The organism is Mesorhizobium newzealandense (assembly GCF_042682145.1).
Taxonomy (GTDB): Bacteria; Pseudomonadota; Alphaproteobacteria; order Rhizobiales; family Rhizobiaceae; genus Mesorhizobium; species Mesorhizobium newzealandense.
In genome coordinates this window covers 227,279-245,527 of sequence record NZ_JBHUGZ010000010.1, presented here as the reverse complement: position 1 = coordinate 245,527, position 18,249 = coordinate 227,279, and the positions used below count along the sequence as shown (strand labels likewise).

Genomic DNA, 18,249 nt, shown 5'->3' with positions numbered 1-18,249 from the left:
ATTATTTTCGGTCGAGGGCGCGAAGCAACGCCGGCCTAGTGGCGTTGCGCACTCGCAAACACCACCAGGTTCCCGTCGGGATCGCGCATGCGCATGATGTATAAATGGTCGGCTTCCTCGATCGGGCCGGGTTCGAGGCCGGCGTCCACCAGCCTCTGCCTTTCGGGCGCCAGCGGCAGCACGCCCAGCGTCAGCGTGCTGGTGCCGGCCTTGTTCTTGTCCTCGAAGAGCTGCACCTCGGCGCTGTCGCTGAACTGCCATTCGGCCAGGCCCGGCATCGGCCGACGCAGCGGCGCCTTGGCGAAGAGCTTTTCATACCAGCCGATGCTGGCTTCGAGGTTGGAGCAGCTGACATGGGCGAAAATGGTCTGGATCGCCATCGCGAACCTCCAATCGATGGTTGCACTGTAGGCGCAACGCAGCGATGGGTGGTGCGTTCCATCGTCATCCGCCGGCAAGGTCTCTGCTGCCGGAAACCGACAGGGACCCAAGTCACGCTTTTGGCGGATGATTTGGGCACGGTGCTGGAGGCAAGATGTCAGTGATGCGAGCGGCAAGAGCAACGAACGGGCAGGTGTGCTGATGGCGCCGGTCAAGGTCGACCCCGACAAGGTCAGGGAATTCCCGGATCCGGCCAGCTTCCATGCCTGGCTCGGCCAGCACCACGCCACCGAAACCGAGGTGTGGATCAAGGTCCACAAGGTGGGTCGGGACTGAAGTCGATCACGCCCAAGGAGGCCATCGACGTGGTGCTGTGCTTCGGCTGGATCGACGCCGTGCGCAAGGGGCTGGACGACAAGAGCTTCCTGCAGCGCTACACGCCGCGCGGCAAGAAGAGCATCTGGAGCCTGATCAACATCGACAATGTTGCGCGGCTGGTCGAGGCGGGCCGCATGACCGAGCACGGGCTGAGACAGGTCGAGGCGGCCAAGGCCGACGGGCGCTGGGCGCGCGCCTATGGCAGCGGGAAGGAGATGAAGATCCCCGACGATCTGCAGGCGGCGATCGACGCGGAACCCAAGGCAAAGGAGATGCTGGCAAAGCTCAGCGCGCAGAACCGCTTCGCGCTCGCCTTCCGCACCCACAACATGAAGACCGAGGCCGGCCGCAGGAAGAAGATCGAGACCTTCGTCGCGATGCTGACGCGCGGCGAGACGATCTATCCGCAGGGCAAGAAGTGAGCCTCTGGCTATCGTCCAGCCATTGGCGTTGTCGTCTCCATTCCTCTGGTCTCCAAGATCGTCCCGTCGGAGCCGATTGCAAACTCCTCGAAATAGAGAAGCTTTGGATTTTCGCGGATTGCATAGTCCATCTGCACAACGGAAACGCCGTCTTCATAGAGGCGGGCTGGAAATCGCAACCAGTCGTGGTTTGAGTGCAACGCGATGCAGCAACCAGGATTACGAACAATCAGATCTTCGCCAGATGCGTATTGATTGTCTCTTTTGGCCGCGCGAGTTGCCGCTATCAAAACCAGCTGACGATCGCTCAACCGCTCCTGGTAATTGTAGGCGATGGTCCAGCAGACAAGCGCCGCAAAAATGAGCCCGAAGAAGGCACCAACGATCGACAGGAACCTTTTCATTCCGCCCTCGACACTGCCAACAAAACTAGCATCAACGATGTTGCATACATCCTGAAGTTGAACGCATCGTGTCGATCCAAGAAAGATTGGCCGGCTCCATTTAGCCGTTGCCAGTTCGCCCGCCACAATCAGGTTACCATGCAGTCGATCAAGGCGCCGATCACGCCATCAAAGCGTCGTCGCGGACAGCCTGGACAAGAAAGTCGAGCACCGTTGTGACACGCAACGGCATGTTCCGGCGGGATGGGAGTGGGATTCAGCATCGTCAGCTATAGCCCCCGAGGCGACTTCTTGGCGCGATCTGCGTCGGGTACGCCGTCGCGATGTTGAAGCGCGGGCGAGACGATCTATCCGCAGGGCAAGAAGTGAGGCTCTTCGGCGCAGCGCAGGTTCAGCCGATGCCTGGTTTCGGGCGGTTCAACGTTTGAATCGTGGAACCGCTGTAAGGCTTTGATTTTACGCAATTCCGGGTGGAGCGCCGCTGCACATTCTTCCTGAAGTGCGTGTAAGAAAAAGCCGCCCTCGCTTTCGCGAGTGCGGCCTTTTCCCGGGAGGAAGTCAGGAAGATCGGGGAAAGTCTGGGCTTCAAAAACTGGTTTCAAAGATCTGATATCACTGGGCTTGATCGTCCGGTGTCACTCCAAGCAGCTTCAGAGCGTTGGCGAGCGTCCTGATGCCTTGCGCCTGCTTGCGCTCGGCACAGAAGCGGACGGCCGTCTTCTGCAGCGTCGTTGCCTCGGCGACCTCGGTCGTCTCGGCTGTGGTCTGGATGGCCTGGTCCAATTGAAGACTGAGCCGGTCGCATTGTTCGCTGCGGGTGATGGCGGCTTTCGCTTCCGACGGTCCGATCGCGGTGACGGCGAGCGACATGCCGAGCAGGGCACCCATCCATCGGTCAGAACCTCGTTGCATTGCCGATAACCATTCCGTTCGCGTTTTGCCGCGACCATTTTCCGGCCGCCGCAGGGTGGTTTATGCCAGCCGATCTTTTCGCCAGTTTTTCCGAACTGTTGAATCTTGTTTCTGGGTTGTGTCTGGGGACGGTCTTCCCCTTCTCCCCCTGTGGGAGAAGGTATCGCCGAAGGCGACGGATGAGGGGTGTTCCAGGAAACGCCAACGTCTCACTCGGTCCAGCACCCCTCAACCGTCTCAGCGCTAAAGCGCCGATCCACCTTCTCCCACAAGGGGAGAAGGAAGGGCTCGCCGCTCCCGCCACTGCGGCGCTTGCGCCTCTTCCTCTGGCGCCCGCCATCGCGTATGGCCCCGGGGAAAATCCTTCCAAGCTCCAAGCCCCCCGGAAACCGCATGATCAGACTGGAAAGCATCAGCAAGCAGAACGGCCGCCAGCTTGTCTTCATCGAGGCGTCGGCGGCGCTGCAGAAGGGCGAGAAGGTCGGCCTCGTCGGGCCGAACGGCGCCGGCAAGACGACGCTGTTTCGCATGATCACCGGCCAGGAGCAGCCCGACGAAGGCCAGGTGCAGGTCGATCGCGGCGTCACCATCGGCTATTTCAGCCAGGATGTCGGCGACATGGAAGGCCATAGCGCGGTGGCCGAAGTGATGAACGGCGCCGGGCCGGTCAGCGACGTGGCGGCCGAGATGGCCGCGCTCGAGGCGGCCATGGCCGATCCCGAACAGGCCGACCAGATGGACGAGATCATCGCCAGATATGGCGAGGCGCAGCACCGTTTCGAGGAACTCGACGGCTATGCGCTCGACGGCCGCGCCCGCGAGGTGCTCGACGGTCTCGGCTTTTCGCAGGAGATGATGGACGGCGATGTCGGCAAGCTGTCCGGCGGCTGGAAGATGCGCGTGGCGCTGGCCCGCATTCTTCTGATGCGCCCGGATGCCATGCTGCTCGACGAACCGAGCAACCATCTCGACCTCGAAAGCCTGATCTGGCTGGAATCCTTCCTGAAGAACTATGACGGCGCGCTGCTGATGACCTCGCACGACCGCGAGTTCATGAACCGTATCGTCAACAAGGTGGTCGAGATCGACGCCGGCTCGCTGACCGCCTATTCCGGTAATTACGAATTCTACCAGCAGCAGCGGGCGATCGCCGACAAGCAGCAGCAGGCGCAGTTCGAGCGCCAGCAGGCGATGCTGGCCAAGGAGATCGCCTTCATCGAGCGCTTCAAGGCGCGGGCGTCACATGCCGCGCAGGTGCAGAGCCGGGTGAAGAAGCTCGACAAGATCGACCGCGTCGAGCCGCCCAAGCGCCGCCAGACCGTTTCCTTCGATTTCCAGCCGGCGCCGCGCTGCGGCGAGGATGTCGTGACGCTGAAGAACGTCCACAAGGGCTATGGCAGCCGCAGCATCTATGAGGGGCTGGACTTCCAGGTCCGCCGCCGCGAGCGCTGGTGCATCATGGGCGTCAATGGCGCCGGCAAGTCGACGCTGCTGAAGCTGGTCGCCGGCGCCTCGGAACCGGACACCGGCACGGTGGCACGCGGCCCGAGCGTCAAGATGGGCTATTTCGCCCAGCACGCCATGGAGCTGCTGGAAGGCGAGCGCACCGTGTTCCAGACGCTGGAGGACGCGTTCCCGCAGGCAGGCCAGGCGCCGCTTCGCGCGCTCGCCGGATGCTTCGGCTTTTCCGGCGACGAGATCGAGAAGAAATGCCGCGTGCTGTCAGGCGGCGAAAAGGCGCGGCTGGTGATGGCGCTGATGCTGTTCGACCCGCCCAACCTGCTGGTGCTGGACGAGCCGACCAACCACCTCGACATCGCCACCAAGGAGATGCTGATCACGGCACTCTCGCAGTACGAAGGCACCATGCTGTTCGTCTCGCACGACCGGCATTTCCTGGCAGCCCTCTCCAACCGCGTGCTGGAACTGACGCCAGAAGGCATTCACACCTATGGCGGCGGCTATACGGAATATGTCGAGCGGACGGGGCATGAGGCGCCGGGCTTGCGGAGCTAGGGAAGAGGGCCGCCAACCGCACTTCGGCTTACACAAACACGATCGGGTTCCGCTCCTGCCGTGCCGTGCCGATCAATTCCGATAGTCCATTAGCAAATTCCCAGACCCATGGGTCGGTGCTGGATTCGATCAGCAGCAATTCGCGCTCGAGCTCGCCGAAGCTCGGCTCCTCGATAACGTCTCCGACGTGGCTGCCTGAAAAGAGGACAATCCGTTCCAAAGCTGATCCTTCGCCGAGATAGCCGGCGATCGTCTCGCGAAGCGCGGCGACGTGGGCGATGTTTCCGACGCGCCAGTCGCGCGCCGTGACAACGTCCCAGGTGAGATTCACGCCCTCGGGATGGATCACCTCGCATTCGCCAGTTACCGGTTCCCGCTGAAAGCAATAGCCGGGGAATTCCCGCTCCATGGTCGAAGTGCTTTTGAAAACTGCCACATCGAGACCCATGCCGATCCTCCGGTTAGCCCAACCCAAACGGGCGCGCAGCGTTATTCAGGCAATCCCGCCGTCCGCATGGCATCGGTCACGTCATCGATGATATCGGGCGCGATTCCGACGGCCGCCGACCAGCGGCCGATGCTGAAATGCGGATCGAGCGACAAGAGCCGCGTCGCCGCTCCCTTTGCCTCGTCGAGCCGCCCGAGCCTGGCAAGCGGCGCCGCCAGCCATCCGTGCAGGATGCTGAACCCGGGATTCAGTTCCACCGCCCGCCGGCCGGCCGTGACGGCTTGCTCGTGCCTGCCGGACAGGAAGTTGCCGAAGCCGATGATGCCTTGCGGCACACAGCTCATGGCGTCGAGGGGGCTGAGCCGCATCGCCTGCTCGCACCAGTCGATAGCGCGTGCCGCGTCGCCGCCATAGGCCACCGGCACGCAGCCGAACACATAGACGAAGGCGCAGGATGCACTGAGCGCCAGAGCCTGTGAAAACGCCTCGTCGGCCAGCCCGCGGTCGTGCTCCACCAGGCCAATGGTGAACCCGGCCAGAGCGAGCGCCATCGCGTCGCCCGAGCCGTGCTCGATCGCCGCATGGGCATGGCGGATCGACTTCTCGCGGTTCTCCGGCTGCATGCCACCACGCACAAACAGGGTCTGATGCGCCCAGGCGGCAAAGCCGTGGGCAAGCGCATAGGTCGGCTCGATGGCGAGCGCCTGGTCGAGCAGCGGCAGACCTTGGCGGCGCCCTGCGGCATGAAGGTGTAGACATCGGGCAGCGCGCGCAGCAGCAGATCATAGGCGTCGAGACTGTTGGGACGATCGCGTCGGACGCGTTCGATCTCGGCCCGGCGCAGATTGGGCTCGATTGCCGCGACCACGCTGATGGTGATTTCGTCCTGCAGAGCGAACACGTCGGTCAACTCGCGGTCGTAGCGTTCGGCCCAGATATGGCTGCCGTCCTCCGCGTCGATGAGCTGGCCGGTGATGCGGACGCGGCTTCCCACCTTGCGCACGCTGCCTTCCAGCACGTAGCGCACGCCGAGCTCGTGGCCGACCTGCTTCACGTCGACCGCGCGGCCCTTGTAGGTGGAGCTCGAATTCCGGGCGATGACGAACAGCCAGCGGATGCGCGACAGGCCGGTGATGATGTCCTCGACCATGCCGTCGGCGAAATAATCCTGCTCGGGATCGCTGCTCATGTTCACGAAGGGCAGCACGGCGATGGAAGGACGGGCGGGAATGCCCAGGGCAGGCTTCGGTTGCGCCACTGGTGCCGTCGCCTCGACCTCCTCGCGCACAGTGCCGACGAAGCGAAGGCCCCTGCGCAGGATGGTGCGGATCAGCCGCTGCTCCTCGCCACTGTCCTGGAGCGCATTGCGGGCGGCGTTGATGCGGCTGGCGAGCGTCGCGTCGGAGACGATGCGCCCCTGCCACACCGCATCGATCAGGTCGTCCCTGCTGACCACCCGCTCGCGATTGCGGATCAGATATTGCAACAGGTCGAACACCTGCGGCTCGACGGAGATCAGGTCGTTGCCGCGACGCAGTTCGCACCGATCGCCATCCAGGGCGAAATCCTCGAAGAGATACGGCAAGCTGCTGCTCCAGACCGCGCGGGAATTGCGACTCCTGACACTCTAGCCGGGTCGTGGACGCAAAATCAAAGCGGTCTCAAGGTAAAATCAAGAGAGCCTGAAGGTCGCGTCAAAGCGCGCCCGCCAACCCTGCCGCATAGTCCTCCTGCAACCAACGCTCAACCACCGATTTGAACAGGAGAACTCACATGTCGAACACTGCAGCAAAGTCCGTCGTCCTCGTGCATGGCGGCTTCGTCGATGGCTCCGGCTGGGACGGGGTCTACCAGATCCTCAAGAAGGACGGCTATGACGTCACCATCGTCCAGAACCCGACGACCTCGCTCGCCGACGATGTCGCCGTCACCAAGCGCGCCATCGCCACCGCTCCCGGCAACGTCATCCTGGTCGGCCACTCCTATGGCGGCGTCGTGGTGTCGGAGGCCGGCACCGATCCCAAGGTGGCGGGCGTCGTCTACATCGCGGCCTTCGCGCCGGATGCCGGCGAATCGGTTTCGACCCTGATCGCCAACCCGCCGCCCGGAGCGTCGGTGCCGCCGATCCTGCCGCCCGTCGACGGCTTCCTGATGCTCGACAAGGAGAAGTTCGCCGCCTCGTTCGCCGCCGATGTCCGTCCCTCGCTCGCCTCCTTCATGGCGGACTCGCAGGTGCCTTGGGGTGTGGCGGCGCTCGAAGGCAAGGTCACCGCTCCGGCCTGGAAAGTGAAGCCCAGCTGGTATCTCGTCGCCACCGACGACCGGATGATCCCACCGCCGGCGCAGCGCAACATGGCAAGCCGCGCCCAGGCGACGGTCGTTGAAGTGCCCGGCAGCCACGCAGTCTACGTCTCCAATCCCGGCGCCGTCGCCAAGCTCATCGAACAGGCGGCCACCGGCAAGAACTGAACCCGCATGATCGAGATGACGGCCTGGGCGCCTGGCGGCGCTCAGGTTTTTTTCTGTTCCAGTCCGCACCGGCGCTGCGGGGCACTCGCCGGCTGGTGCTGGACGAGCCGACCGACCATCTCGACATCGCCACCAAGGAGATGCTGATCGTAGTACGCCCCGCCTCTCGGAGAACGACGGATTTTGCTGAGATGAGGCAGGTTCCCTCGTTCACCATCGATCGGCAATTTGGGCCAGCGCTCCCGGCGAGAAGCTGCATATCCAAGGCGAAGGCTGCACCGCTGGCGCCGCCTAGGGTTGCTCTTCATATGCTGCGAGTGCTTTCGCGACGCCGGCAACGAGATGTTCGACATCACTCTCATGTTCGTATGCGATCCCGGTTTGCGCAAACTGCAATGGCGAATAATCGGGCGCTATCCGCTTGACCTCCGCAATAATGCGCTGAGCTTCCTTCAGATCGCCGAGTTGAGCGTGGCACCCCGCCAGTCTTGTAAGTCGCCAGGGGGTCTTCGAGGGGACTTTGGACATGCTGACAAGCGCGGCCTTGTAATCTCCAACTGAGTATTGCGCGATGGCGCGATCATAGTGGTACCAGTCTGGATGGATCGGGTTGATCCGTATCGCACTGTCAAGCGCCGCGAGTGCTTCAAGAGGCCTGCCTCTCATCGTGAGCAAGAACCCCATTTGCGCAATCGTATCGGCGTCATATGGATTGAGGTCGAGCGCGCGTTGAAGGTGATGTTCAGCCGCGTCGAACCGACGCGCAGAGATCAAAGCCTGGGCGAGTACGCGATGGCAGCGTGGCTCTTCCGGTGCCAAGGTCACCGCACACTCCCCGCGGTCGATCACTGAATCAAGCAATGCTGGGGATGCCTCAGCATAGCCACCGATAATGAGATCGGCGAGCGCGATATAGGAATGCGCCAAGGCATAAGTCGGGTCCTTTTCGACCGCAGCCTGGAAAAGAGCGCGCGCAGCCTCATTGTCATCATCACCATAACCGCGCAGTCGGGCCAGCCCACGCAGGAGAAGCTCGTATGCGGCCAGGCTGTCGGGAGGTTTTGGCGTTGCGTGCTTGATACCTGCGTCGTCGAGCCGAGCGACCAGCCGGTTCACCACACGGCGGGCGATTTCTTCCTGAATGTCGAAGATCTCGCCGCCGGACGCGGAAAAAGTATCGCTCCAGAGGACTCCACCCGTCGAAGCAGCGACGAGGCTGATCGTGACCCGCATGCCGTCTGCGCGAGTCGTCGCCCTACCGCGAACCAGATAGGTTGCGCCAAGGCTGTCGCCAACGGCACGCCAATCGGAAGCGGAATCCGAGACAAATGCAAATCCGGAATTGCGCGCCAGCACGACGACTGTTCCGAAGCGAGCCAACGCATTGACAATGTCCTCGGCGAAACCGTCGACCAAAGGGGTGTCTTCCGGCGCACCTTCATTGCTGAAACGCAGTACCGCTACGCTCGGCTGCCCGGAGCGCTCTTGCTCCGGCGTATCGAAAACAGAGAGGATGTAGCCGCGTTTGGCGACCGTGCGGATAATGGTTTGGCTTTCGTCGTGCAGCGCCTTTCGCAACTCCCTGACAGCCTGCGTCAGTGAGTCCTCGGTCACAAAGACATCGGGCCACACCGCTGACATCAGTTCCGACTTTGTCGCGACACGCCCAACATTCCTGCTGAGGTAGGTCAACAGATCAAAAGCCTTGGAGCGGAGAGCAACGGGTTTCCCATCGCGCAGCAGCAGCCCACGGGCAAGATCAAGCTCGCAACTGCCAAGTGCCACGTGCCCTGGGTTTTCTCGCGACATTGAATGCCGATCTGACCAGTTCGACCAAACGCTGCCTGATTGGGGTCTCAATCGGCGCGGACGTCAAGGGATCAGGAGAATTTGACCCGCCTTCACTTTGGCTGGAAGCCATATACCTTTCCACGGCCACGATCTCGAGCATTTCGAACATTGTTCCAGGCATGGGGGCACAAGGGGACCCAGCCATGACGCTGGACGCAAATTCCAGGAGTTCATGCCGGGCGGCTTGGCGCGTGTTCTCATTCAGTGACATGTTCGACCTCCTCCGTTTCGCTGTTGAGAACAATGAAGCCAAGGAAAGGGCGCGTACCGGAAAATTTCTGAAATTCTGCTGAATCTCTCCGTCGATCCACCCGTACTTGCTGGCCGCTTCACGATAGGCGGCACCACCATCGCAACGACGGAGCCGGCCTCGCCGATCAGTCGAGCCCGGCGACGCGCAGCCCCTCGATGTAGCGGGCTCGATCCCTTTCGTGGACGATGGGGTGATACTTCTCGACCCAGTCCACGGACACGGTTGGTTGCAGGCGTCGTGCCTGCGATAGCGCGTGGGCCGCGGTGGCGCGATCGCCCGCCATGCCGGCCGAGGCGGCATATGTGCGCCAGGCCGTGCCGAAATTCTGCCTGAGATCCACCGCCCGCCGCTCGAATTCGGCTGCTTCGGCGTAACGCCCGGCCATGAAATGACAGAGCCCAATGACGGAAAGGCTGCCCGCCTGCGTGAAATCGCGCGGGCTGAGCCTGTCGGCCAGCGCGACATGGTGCAGGCCGTCGTCGGGCATGCCCGCATAGGCATAGGTCGATCCAAGGATCATATGCGCATAGGCCAGGCTCGGATTGAGGGTGATCGCTTCGGACAAGGCCTTCACGGCCGGATCGAAACGGCGCGAGGCCATATGCACGAAGCCGGTGGCGAAGTGCGTCCAGGGGTCCTCGGGGTCGCTGCGGATCGCCCGTTGCGCCATGTCGTGGGCGGTCGGCAAGGCGGCTTCGGCATCAGCCAGTCCAAGCATCGCCCTTGCTGCGAGGCCCCAGGCAATCAGGCAGTTGGCGCGCGGATAGTCGGGGTCGATGTCGATGGCTTTCTTGAGCAGCCGCTCGGCGATCTCGAAATCGGGCAGGGAGGCCCAGGTCCACACATAGGGCATCGCCTTCATCACGAACCCCCAGGCGTCGAGGCTGCCGGGCGACCGGCTCTGGAACCGTTCCTGCTCGGCCACGTAGAGCCTGGGCTCGATGGCGCCGATCACGCTCTCGGCAATCTCGTCCTGCAGCGCGAAGAAATCGGCGATCTCCGCATCATAGCGCTCGGCCCAGATCTGGCGCCCGGCGTCGGCGTCGCTCACCCTGGCGTTGATCCTGAGCCGCTGTCCCGAGCGGCGCACGCTTCCGTCGAGCACATAGCGCACGCCGAGCTCGCGCCCGATCTGCTTCACGTCGACCGGCTTGCCGCCATAAGTGAACGACGAGTTGCGCGCCGACACGAACAGCCAGCGCAGCCGCGCGAGGCGGGTGATGATGTCCTCCGCGAGGCCGTCACCGAAATATTGCTGCTCGGCGTCGTCGCTGAGATTGGCAAAGGGCAGGACGGCGATCGAAGGCCCGGCCTCCGCGCTGTCGGGTGGGGCCGCGGCCGCGTCGAGGCAATCCACCACGCCGCCGAAGCGATAGCCGACCCGGGGGATGGTGGCGATCCACTCGGCGTCGTCCGACCCCGGCCCAAGCAGTTTCCGCAGCGAGGCGATCTGGACCGAGAGGTTGCTTTCCTCGACGGCCGCGTGCGGCCACGCCGCGTCCATCAGTTCGGCCTTGGACAGGACCTCGCCGGGCCGCTCCACCAGCGCTCCCAACAGCAGCACGCCGCGATAGCCGACGGGAACGGGCATGCCTTGCCGGAGCAGCGTTCCCGCTTCCGGATTGAGCTCGAACGGGCCGAAGGCAAACCGCTTCCCCACCATGGTGCAAACTAGCATATTTTCGGGGCTTTTTAGAACTATTCGGGCGGGCGCCCGGGACGACAATGCGCGCCCGGCTCATCCTGTCATCGCGTTTCGAGACAGGAGAGCCGAAAATGTCCGCTGTTGTTTTTGACCGTTTCGAGTTTGAGACCGGGACCAGCCAGACGGTTGCGGCGAGCAGACCGCGCCCGCGCGAAGAAGAATTCCGCGCCGCCCTCGACCGCTACATGGCGGATTACATCGACCGCCAGAAGCGCCGCGCCGAAGCAATCGAGGCGCCCCACGGCAATGCCATCGTGACGGCCTTCATCCAGCCGGCCTCGGCTGGTTCAGCACCCGCACGCCGATTTCGTCGATACTTCTTGTGCCGGTCAGCGCCATGGTGACGGACAGTTCCTTGCGAAGGATCTCAATGGCCGTCGCCACACCGGCCTCTCCGCCGGCGCCAAGGCCGTATATGTAGGCCCGGCCGACCAGGCAGCCTCTCGCGCCAAGTGCCAGCGCGCGCATCACATCTTGACCGGACCGCACGCCGCCATCGAACAGCACTTCGGTTTCGCGGCCCACCGCTTCAACGACTTCCGGCAGCTTGGAGATCGTCGATGGTGCGCCATCCAGCTGCCGGCCGCCATGATTGGAGACCACGATCGCGGTTGCGCCGGCCTTGCTGGCGATGCGCGCATCGTCCACGTCGAGAATGCCCTTGATGATGAGCTTGCCTGGCCAGATGCTCCTGATCCACTCGACGTCGTTCCAGTTGAGCGTGGGATCAAACTGATGCGACACCCAGTCCGCGAGTTCCTTGACGCCTTGCTCGCCTTTCACATGGCCGGCGAGATTGCCGAACGTCCAGCGCCTGGCGGTGAGCATCCGCCGGGCCCAGGCGGGTTTGGTCGCGAGTGCGAGAAGGTTGCGCAGGTTCAGCGACGGCGGAACCGAGAGTCCGTTCTTCACGTCGGCGTGGCGCTGTCCCAGCACCTGCAGGTCGACGGTGAGCACCAACGCGCTGCAGCGGGCCGCCGCGGCGCGCTCGACAAGCGAGCGCACGAAGCCGCGGTCCTTCATCACATAGAGCTGGAACCAGAACGGCTTCTCGACCGCCTCGGCAACGTCCTCGATCGAGCAGATCGCCATGGTTCCGAGCGTGTAGGGGACACCGGCCGCCTGCGCGGCGCGGCAAGCGAGAATCTCCCCATCGGCCCACTGCATCCCGCCAATGCCGATCGGTGCCAGCGCTATCGGAAGCGAGGCCTTCTCGCCGAGGATCGTTGTCGCGGTATCCCGTTGCGAAACGTCGACCAGGACGCGCTGGCGGAACGTTATGCGCTCCAGATCCGCGCTGTTGGCGCGCAAGGTCTGTTCGGAATAGGCGCCAGCCTCGACATAGTCGAAAAAGGGTTTGGGAACGCGGCGGCGGGCCGCTTGTCGAAGATCCTCGATGCAGGTCATGTTTTTCAGGCGCAAGGGCGCCGGTGAAGCCTTGGCCTGGGCGCGAAACGCTGCAGCATCGGTGGATTGTCCAAGATCAGGTACTGCGGAGACCAGCCTGTCCATCGTCGGCTCCCTGATGAATATTGTGACCGATCCATTGAATGTCGCCCGCGCGCGGATGTAAATTCACTAGCGAGTATACATTCATCCATCGGTGTGAGCGTCGCTCCGTGCCCAGATCGTCCGACCAGACCCGGCCAGACATATTGCAGGCGGCCTACAAGCTCTTTCGCCGTCGGGGATTCTTCCGCGTCGGCATGGATGAGATCTCGAGTGCCGCAGGCGTCACCAAGCGCACGCTCTACTATCATTTCGACAGCAAGGACGCGTTGCTGACCGCGGTGCTTGCATCACAGCATGAACGCGCCTTCGCCGAGTTCCAGACCTACGGCATCGACCTGTCGGGCGGCCCGGAGCAACTGGTCGACAAGCTCTTCGGTGGGCTGGCCAAATGGTCGGCCAAGCCGCGCTGGCGGGGTCGGGATTTACCCGGCTGGCAATCGAGCTTGCCGATCTCTCCGGCCATCCGGCACGCTCGATGGCGCGTCGGCACAAAGCCTTGATGGAACAGCATCTGGCAACCCTTCTCGCCGAAGCGAAGGTGGCATCGCCGCGCGAGCGGGCGCGCGAGTTGTTCCTGCTGGTCGAGGGTGCGATGGTCATGATCCTGATCCATGGCGACCGCGGCTATTGCACCGCCGCGGCCGATGCCGCCAAAAGACTGGTCGTGAATGGACCTGCCGCTGGAGGCTGATGGTCAAGCCTTCGCTGGCCAACTGAGGACCACGCGCGGACCTATCCAAGCAGATCCGGCTGTTGCCTGAGGATGCGGTCGCAGAGCGGTTGGCACTGAAACCAGCCGGCCAGGGGCGTGCCGTTCACCGCGCGGGTGGCACGGGCATTTTCCGGGTCGACCTGCAGTGGCGTCCCGACGCTTTCGGCGAGGAACTGCGCCTGACAACAGCGTTCCATAGAGATGAACCACCAGACGGCCTCGTCGACGGTCTGGCCAACAGAGAGCAGACCGTGATTGCGCAGGATCGCCGCCTTGTGAGTGCCAAGGCACTCGGCGATGCGTGCGGCTTCGCTCGCCTCGGTGACCAGCACGCGCGTGTCGTCGAAGAAGACGTGGTCCTCATAGAACGCGCAGGCGTCCTGCGTGATGGGATCGAGCAACCGGCCCACCGCCGACCATGCCTTGCCGTAGATGGAGTGGGTGTGCGCGGCCGCAACGACATCCGGCCGCGCCGCGTGGACCTGATGATGAATGGCGAACGCGGCCACATTGACAGGCATCGAGCCTTCGACCACGTCGCCCGCGCTGTCGACCCGAATGAGGTCCGAGACGGTAATGTGCGCGAAATGCATGCCGAACGGATTGACCCAGAAAGTGTCGGTGAATTCCGGGTCACGTGCCGTGATATGTCCGGCGACGCCTTCGCTGAAACCCAGCGCCGCGAATATGCGGAAGCCGGCGGCAAGCCTTTCCTTTCGGTGTTGCCGCTCCTGCCCGAGGTCTTCGAAGCGCGATGGTCCCCGCCTTTTGAAGAGGGGTTCATAGGCCGCCTGCTTGCTGACAGCCAAATCGCTTTCGGTGTCTGGAATTGACGTGACGACGTCCATTGCTCCCTCCCTGGGGTTCCATACCGTCGGCATGACGGCAGGCCTCAGACTGGGGGAGCTTCGGGCTGGAGTCTCAAAGGCTACAGCAATTGTTCCGAATTCTTCCGAATAGGTGCGAAACATTCCAATGTCGCGGCCCTGTCGTGAGGGTAGGGCGCGCCTGGCAGCTACCCGGCCGCCAGCCATTTGCGCGACTGGGCGAAGGTCTTGAAGGCCTTCGCCTCCATCGGGCGGCCGAAAAAGTAGCCTTGCAGGATATCGCAGCCAAGCTCTTTCAGGATGCGCGCGTGCTCCATCGTCTCGACGCCCTCGGCAACCACTTCGATGCCGAGCGACTTGCCGATCTCGATGATCGACGACACCAGATGTCGCTGCGCCGTCGAGCCGGTGATGGGCGTGATCAGTTGGCGGTCGATCTTGAGCCGACGCGGCCGCAGCTTGAGCAGGGAGACGATCGAGGCATGGCCGGTGCCGAAATCGTCGATCTCGATGTCGATGCCGAGTTCCTTGATGTGCTCGATGTTCCAGGTGACCAGGTCATCGTTCTCGTCGAGGAAGATGGACTCCACCAGCTCGAACGACACGGTGCCTTCCTTGATGGCGAGCTGGCGCAGACCCTTGATCAGGTCCTTGTCCTCCAGGCGCCTGGCCGAGACGTTGACCGAGACGCGCGGGATATTGAGATGGCTGCGCGACCAGCGCTCGAAATTCTCCAGCGCCTCCTTGAGGACGATGCGGTCGATCAGCGATACGACATTGAGCTCTTCGGCCACCTTGAGATAGGCGTCGGGGGCCAGGATGCCGCGGCGCGGATGCTTCCAGCGCGACAACGCTTCGACACCGACGATCTCGAGCGTCCTGGCGTCGAACTGCGGCTGAAAATAAGCGATGAATTCGTTCCGCTCCAACCCGCCCAGGATCTCATCGGCGACCTGCTTGGTCCGTACGATCTCGCTCTGCAGTTCCTCGTTGAAGAACTCGTAGCGGTTGCGGCCACGGCCTTTGGCCCGGTAAAGCGCGAGATCGGCGTTGATGAGCAACTGCTTTGCGTCGCCGCTGCTGTTGGCGGCAATGCCGATGCTGACCCCGAACCGGCACTGATGGCCCTGGTAAGCGACAGGCTGGCGCATCTCCTCGATGATGCGGTCGGCGAGTGCCGAGAGTTCGTCGTCGTCCCGCCCATGGCTCACCACGACGAACTCGTCGCCGCCGATGCGCGCAACGAAATCGGCAGAACCGGCATTGGCCGTGATGACCTTCGAGGCATGCATCAGCATGGCGTCGCCCGCTGCGTGGCCCAGCGTGTCGTTGATCTGCTTGAAGCGGTCGAGGTCGAGATGCAGCAGCGCCATGCGGTCGTTTTGGCCGGTTTCGGCCAGCATCTCGTCGAGATAGCGGCGGTTGGGCAGGCCGGTCAGCGAATCGTGCAGCGCCACATGCTCGATATGCGCCTTGGCGAGCTTCAGCTCGGCGTTCTTCGATTCCGACAGCTGGCGCTCGCGAATGAGGTTCTCGTTGAGCAGCACGTCGCTGGTCACGTCCCACTCGGTGCCGATCAACTTGGGCGTGCCGCTGATGTCCTGGAAGAAGCTTGCGCGCGTGCGCACATGACGGATGGCGCCGTCGGGGCGCAGGAGCCGGTATTGCGAGAAGTAGGGGCCTTTTGTCGCCGCGGCCGAATCGAAGTCCTGCTTTGCCCGCTCGATGTCCTCGGGGTGGATCGCCAGCGCCCAGTCGCTATAGCCGCGCGGCTTGCCGTCGGCCGGCTTGCCGTAGATTTCGTTGACGCGGTCGTCCCAAACCAGCTCGTTGGTGGCGAGGTCGTGCTCCCAAACGCCGATGCCCGATGCTTCCAGCGCCAGCTCCAGGCGGCCGGACAGGAGCCTCAACTCGGCGTAGTTCTTTTGCCTTTCGCCGAACAGCCGCCCGGCCACGAGGATCGGCAGCACCACCAGCGCGCCGGCAAGTGCCATCAGCGCCCGCAAGGTCCACTCATTGTTCGGAGCCGGCCAGCCACCCTTGGGGATGGCCGAAATCTGCCAGGAGCCTGAAGGCAGTTGCACATCGGCCGACACGGGATTGCCGGCGACGACATTGCCGTTGCCGAAGAAACGTTCGCCGCCGCCGCCCAGCGCATCCTTGCCGGTGAGCGCGACATCGATGTCGAGATCGGGCTCGGCCAGTCCGCTCGCCGCGTAGAGCCGGTCGACATCGACCACCGCCGAAACGATGCCCCAGAAGCGGTCGCCGCCTCCCGCCGTCGGCACGAAGACCGGGATGCGGCCGATGAAGCCGCGCCCGCCTTGCGCCAGGTTGACCGGTCCGGCAAATACCAGCGCGCGCTGGTCGCGCGCCCGAAGCGCAGCCAGGCGTTGCTCCTCGTTCTTGCGGTAATCGAGCCCGATTGCCTTCTCGTTGCCCTCCATCGGGTACATCAGCGAGATAACGAGGTCTGGCGCGCCGGCGATGTTGTGCAACTGCGATTTCTGCTCGAACAGATTGCCCGCGAGTGATGCGAATCTCTGCTGGCCCATATAGGGCTCTGTAACGATGGCTGAGACGAGGCCCTGAACAAGCTGAAGATTGCCGTTTATGTTGCCTTCCAGCTTGGCGCGGATGACGTTGACCTTGGCCAGCACATCAGCGCGCGCCAGCTGATCGGAAACCCTTCTGTTCTGCTGGTCGGCAATGACGGCGCAGACCATAAGCACAACAAAAGCAATCGCCGCCGGCAAGTTGGCGGAGGAAAAAACGGCCTGTCTCACGCGGCCGAGACTGAGTCCCGTTATGGCCAATTCGACCTGAATACCTTTCCTCGACAATAGCCCGCCGGCCGATCCTAGTAGCAAACGCTTAAATTTAACCTTCCATGCCAGAAAGAAGTTTCTATACCGGGCGCGGACGGATTGGAACGCCTCGGGCTGTGCTCAACCGAGGCCGGGCGCTAAAGGTTCGCTTCGGCGAAGATGCGCGAGGCCCAGTCGAGGAAGACGCGAAGCCGCGGCGAAAGCTGCCTGTTTTGCGGGTAAAGCGCCGACAGCGGCGTCGGAGAGGGAGGGTAGCCGGCCAGCACCTCGACGAGCGTCCCGTCGGCAAGATCCTTCTCGAAGCGATAGCGCGGCGCCTGGATCAAGCCGAGGCCGAGCCGCGCCAGGTCGGCTGCAGTGTCCGAATTGTTGGCCGCCACGCGGCCCGGCAGCCTGACCTCAAGGGTTTTGCCGCCGACGGTGAATTCGAACGGAAGGGTCTCGCCGGTGCGCGACGAGACGAACCCCACCGCCTGGTGGCCATCGAGCGCATCGGGGGAAGTGGGTGTGCCGTGCCGTTCGAGATAGGCGGGGCTGGCGCAGGTGATCTCGCGGACCATCGCCAGCCGCCGCATGATCATACCGCTGTCGGGCGGTTCGCCGACGCGGATCACGCAGTCGACGCCCTCGCGCACGAGATCGACCAGCCGGTCGCTCTGGCCGATCTGCAGGTCGATGCGGGGATAGCGGGCAAGAAACTCCGGCAGGCGCGGCAAAAGGAATGTGCGGGTAAGCAGCGTGCTGGCGTCGATGCGCAGCAGCCCGTAGGGCTCGGCATTGCGGAAAGCGGCCTCGGCGTCCTCGATTTCGGCAAGGATCGACAGGCAGCGCCGGTAATAGGCGTCGCCGTCCTGTGTGGCGTTGACCTGCCGGGTCGTTCGCTCCAGCAGGCGCGCGCCGAGATGCTCTTCCAGCCGCCTTATCGCCTCCGTCGCGGTCGAACGCGGCAGGCCGAGATCGGCGGCGGCAGCGGTGAAGCTGCGCCGCTCCAGGACGCGAACGAAGAGCCGCATGGTGTCGAGCCGATCCATGACATTTGTTCGCAGTTTCCGAATAGTGATGTCAATAGGCGGCTGATTATCCGGAAGATGGCTTGGGCTATATCTGTGTCACCAACAACACGGAGACACT

The 18,249-nt window shown here is 63.3% G+C and carries 17 protein-coding genes and 1 pseudogene; 6 read left to right on the top strand and 12 right to left on the bottom strand.

Annotated features, from left to right (window positions below; all coding sequences use genetic code 11):
• Window positions 1-35: 35 nt before the first annotated feature.
• Window positions 36-380 (bottom strand): VOC family protein, encoded by a 345-nt coding sequence (locus ACFSOZ_RS15555; RefSeq protein WP_379099538.1) that lies wholly within the window; start codon window positions 378-380, stop codon window positions 36-38.
• 202 nt (window positions 381-582) lie between these two features.
• On the opposite strand from ACFSOZ_RS15555, the pseudogene ACFSOZ_RS15550 reads away from it, so the two are divergent.
• Window positions 583-1,181 (top strand): annotated as a pseudogene (locus ACFSOZ_RS15550) (YdeI/OmpD-associated family protein).
• Window positions 1,182-1,189: 8 nt separating this feature from the next.
• Here the strand turns inward: ACFSOZ_RS15550 and ACFSOZ_RS15545 are convergent.
• Complete coding sequence (locus tag ACFSOZ_RS15545) at window positions 1,190-1,711, bottom strand: hypothetical protein (protein ID WP_379099535.1); 522 nt, start codon at window positions 1,709-1,711, stop codon at window positions 1,190-1,192.
• 486 nt (window positions 1,712-2,197) lie between these two features.
• Window positions 2,198-2,497: a hypothetical protein gene (locus ACFSOZ_RS15540; RefSeq protein WP_379099533.1), complete on the bottom strand. Its 300-nt coding sequence runs from the start codon at window positions 2,495-2,497 to the stop codon at window positions 2,198-2,200.
• Between the two features lie 393 nt (window positions 2,498-2,890).
• Between ACFSOZ_RS15540 and ACFSOZ_RS15535 the strand changes: the two genes are divergently transcribed.
• A complete protein-coding gene (locus ACFSOZ_RS15535; RefSeq protein ID WP_379099530.1) occupies window positions 2,891-4,513 on the top strand; it encodes an ABC-F family ATP-binding cassette domain-containing protein in 1,623 nt (540 codons plus the stop codon).
• A 28-nt stretch (window positions 4,514-4,541) separates the two neighbouring features.
• On the opposite strand, the gene ACFSOZ_RS15530 is transcribed toward ACFSOZ_RS15535, so the two are convergent.
• Genes ACFSOZ_RS15530 through ACFSOZ_RS15520 form a run of 3 tightly spaced genes read right to left on the bottom strand, consistent with a single transcriptional unit; the run spans window position 4,542 to window position 6,546 of the window.
• Window positions 4,542-4,961, bottom strand: a complete 420-nt coding sequence (locus tag ACFSOZ_RS15530; RefSeq protein WP_379099527.1) for a hypothetical protein — start codon at window positions 4,959-4,961, stop codon at window positions 4,542-4,544.
• 41 nt (window positions 4,962-5,002) lie between these two features.
• Window positions 5,003-5,329: a hypothetical protein gene (locus tag ACFSOZ_RS15525; RefSeq protein WP_379099524.1), complete on the bottom strand. Its 327-nt coding sequence runs from the start codon at window positions 5,327-5,329 to the stop codon at window positions 5,003-5,005.
• On the bottom strand, window positions 5,302-6,546 hold the full coding sequence (locus tag ACFSOZ_RS15520; protein ID WP_379099521.1) for a winged helix-turn-helix domain-containing protein: 1,245 nt from the start codon (window positions 6,544-6,546) through the stop codon (window positions 5,302-5,304). Before ACFSOZ_RS15520 ends, ACFSOZ_RS15525 begins: the two co-directional genes overlap by 28 nt.
• A gap of 188 nt (window positions 6,547-6,734) precedes the next feature.
• On the opposite strand from ACFSOZ_RS15520, the gene ACFSOZ_RS15515 reads away from it, so the two are divergent.
• Entirely contained in the window at window positions 6,735-7,430 is a 696-nt protein-coding gene (locus ACFSOZ_RS15515) for an alpha/beta hydrolase (protein ID WP_379099518.1), read from the top strand.
• A gap of 291 nt (window positions 7,431-7,721) precedes the next feature.
• Here the strand turns inward: ACFSOZ_RS15515 and ACFSOZ_RS15510 are convergent, their stop codons facing one another.
• A complete protein-coding gene (locus tag ACFSOZ_RS15510; protein ID WP_379099515.1) occupies window positions 7,722-9,215 on the bottom strand; it encodes a winged helix-turn-helix domain-containing protein in 1,494 nt (497 codons plus the stop codon).
• On the opposite strand from ACFSOZ_RS15510, the gene ACFSOZ_RS15505 reads away from it, so the two are divergent.
• Window positions 9,209-9,574, top strand: coding sequence for a hypothetical protein (locus ACFSOZ_RS15505; RefSeq protein ID WP_379099512.1), 366 nt, complete (start codon window positions 9,209-9,211; stop codon window positions 9,572-9,574). The genes ACFSOZ_RS15510 and ACFSOZ_RS15505 overlap by 7 nt on opposite strands.
• 84 nt (window positions 9,575-9,658) lie before the next feature.
• On the opposite strand, the gene ACFSOZ_RS15500 is transcribed toward ACFSOZ_RS15505, so the two are convergent.
• Together ACFSOZ_RS15500 and ACFSOZ_RS15495 are read right to left on the bottom strand one after the other, a co-directional pair.
• Window positions 9,659-11,197, bottom strand: a complete 1,539-nt coding sequence (locus ACFSOZ_RS15500) for a winged helix-turn-helix domain-containing tetratricopeptide repeat protein (RefSeq protein ID WP_379099509.1) — start codon at window positions 11,195-11,197, stop codon at window positions 9,659-9,661.
• Window positions 11,198-11,503: 306 nt separating this feature from the next.
• Window positions 11,504-12,655 (bottom strand): alpha-hydroxy acid oxidase, encoded by a 1,152-nt coding sequence (locus ACFSOZ_RS15495; RefSeq protein WP_379099798.1) that lies wholly within the window; start codon window positions 12,653-12,655, stop codon window positions 11,504-11,506.
• 203 nt (window positions 12,656-12,858) lie between these two features.
• On the opposite strand from ACFSOZ_RS15495, the gene ACFSOZ_RS15490 reads away from it, so the two are divergent.
• Together ACFSOZ_RS15490 and ACFSOZ_RS15485 are read left to right on the top strand one after the other, a co-directional pair.
• Window positions 12,859-13,251: a TetR/AcrR family transcriptional regulator gene (locus tag ACFSOZ_RS15490; protein ID WP_379099505.1), complete on the top strand. Its 393-nt coding sequence runs from the start codon at window positions 12,859-12,861 to the stop codon at window positions 13,249-13,251.
• A complete protein-coding gene (locus ACFSOZ_RS15485; RefSeq protein WP_379099503.1) occupies window positions 13,251-13,442 on the top strand; it encodes a hypothetical protein in 192 nt (63 codons plus the stop codon). Before ACFSOZ_RS15490 ends, ACFSOZ_RS15485 begins: the two co-directional genes overlap by 1 nt.
• 41 nt (window positions 13,443-13,483) lie before the next feature.
• Here the strand turns inward: ACFSOZ_RS15485 and ACFSOZ_RS15480 are convergent, their stop codons facing one another.
• The 3 genes from ACFSOZ_RS15480 to ACFSOZ_RS15470 form a co-directional block, all read right to left on the bottom strand.
• Complete coding sequence (locus ACFSOZ_RS15480; protein WP_379099500.1) at window positions 13,484-14,311, bottom strand: class II aldolase/adducin family protein; 828 nt, start codon at window positions 14,309-14,311, stop codon at window positions 13,484-13,486.
• 167 nt (window positions 14,312-14,478) lie between these two features.
• Window positions 14,479-17,076 carry a bifunctional diguanylate cyclase/phosphodiesterase gene (locus ACFSOZ_RS15475; protein WP_379099497.1) on the bottom strand — a complete coding sequence of 866 codons (2,598 nt, stop codon included), beginning with the start codon at window positions 17,074-17,076 and terminating at the stop codon, window positions 14,479-14,481.
• Window positions 17,077-17,255: 179 nt separating this feature from the next.
• Window positions 17,256-18,149, bottom strand: a complete 894-nt coding sequence (locus ACFSOZ_RS15470; RefSeq protein ID WP_379099495.1) for a LysR family transcriptional regulator — start codon at window positions 18,147-18,149, stop codon at window positions 17,256-17,258.
• Window positions 18,150-18,249 lie beyond the last annotated feature (100 nt).

What these genes read in the sequence shown, in the direction of transcription:
- ACFSOZ_RS15555 (WP_379099538.1), bottom strand. Translation starts at nt 380, where the DNA reads ATGGCGATCCAGACCATTTTCGCCCATGTCAGCTGCTCCAACCTCGAA.
- ACFSOZ_RS15540 (WP_379099533.1), bottom strand. Translation starts at nt 2,497, where the DNA reads ATGCAACGAGGTTCTGACCGATGGATGGGTGCCCTGCTCGGCATGTCG.
- ACFSOZ_RS15535 (WP_379099530.1), top strand. Translation starts at nt 2,891, where the DNA reads ATGATCAGACTGGAAAGCATCAGCAAGCAGAACGGCCGCCAGCTTGTC.
- ACFSOZ_RS15530 (WP_379099527.1), bottom strand. Translation starts at nt 4,961, where the DNA reads ATGGGTCTCGATGTGGCAGTTTTCAAAAGCACTTCGACCATGGAGCGG.
- ACFSOZ_RS15525 (WP_379099524.1), bottom strand. Translation starts at nt 5,329, where the DNA reads ATGCGGCTCAGCCCCCTCGACGCCATGAGCTGTGTGCCGCAAGGCATC.
- ACFSOZ_RS15515 (WP_379099518.1), top strand. Translation starts at nt 6,735, where the DNA reads ATGTCGAACACTGCAGCAAAGTCCGTCGTCCTCGTGCATGGCGGCTTC.
- ACFSOZ_RS15500 (WP_379099509.1), bottom strand. Translation starts at nt 11,197, where the DNA reads ATGGTGGGGAAGCGGTTTGCCTTCGGCCCGTTCGAGCTCAATCCGGAA.
- ACFSOZ_RS15485 (WP_379099503.1), top strand. Translation starts at nt 13,251, where the DNA reads ATGGAACAGCATCTGGCAACCCTTCTCGCCGAAGCGAAGGTGGCATCG.
- ACFSOZ_RS15480 (WP_379099500.1), bottom strand. Translation starts at nt 14,311, where the DNA reads ATGGACGTCGTCACGTCAATTCCAGACACCGAAAGCGATTTGGCTGTC.
- ACFSOZ_RS15470 (WP_379099495.1), bottom strand. Translation starts at nt 18,149, where the DNA reads ATGGATCGGCTCGACACCATGCGGCTCTTCGTTCGCGTCCTGGAGCGG.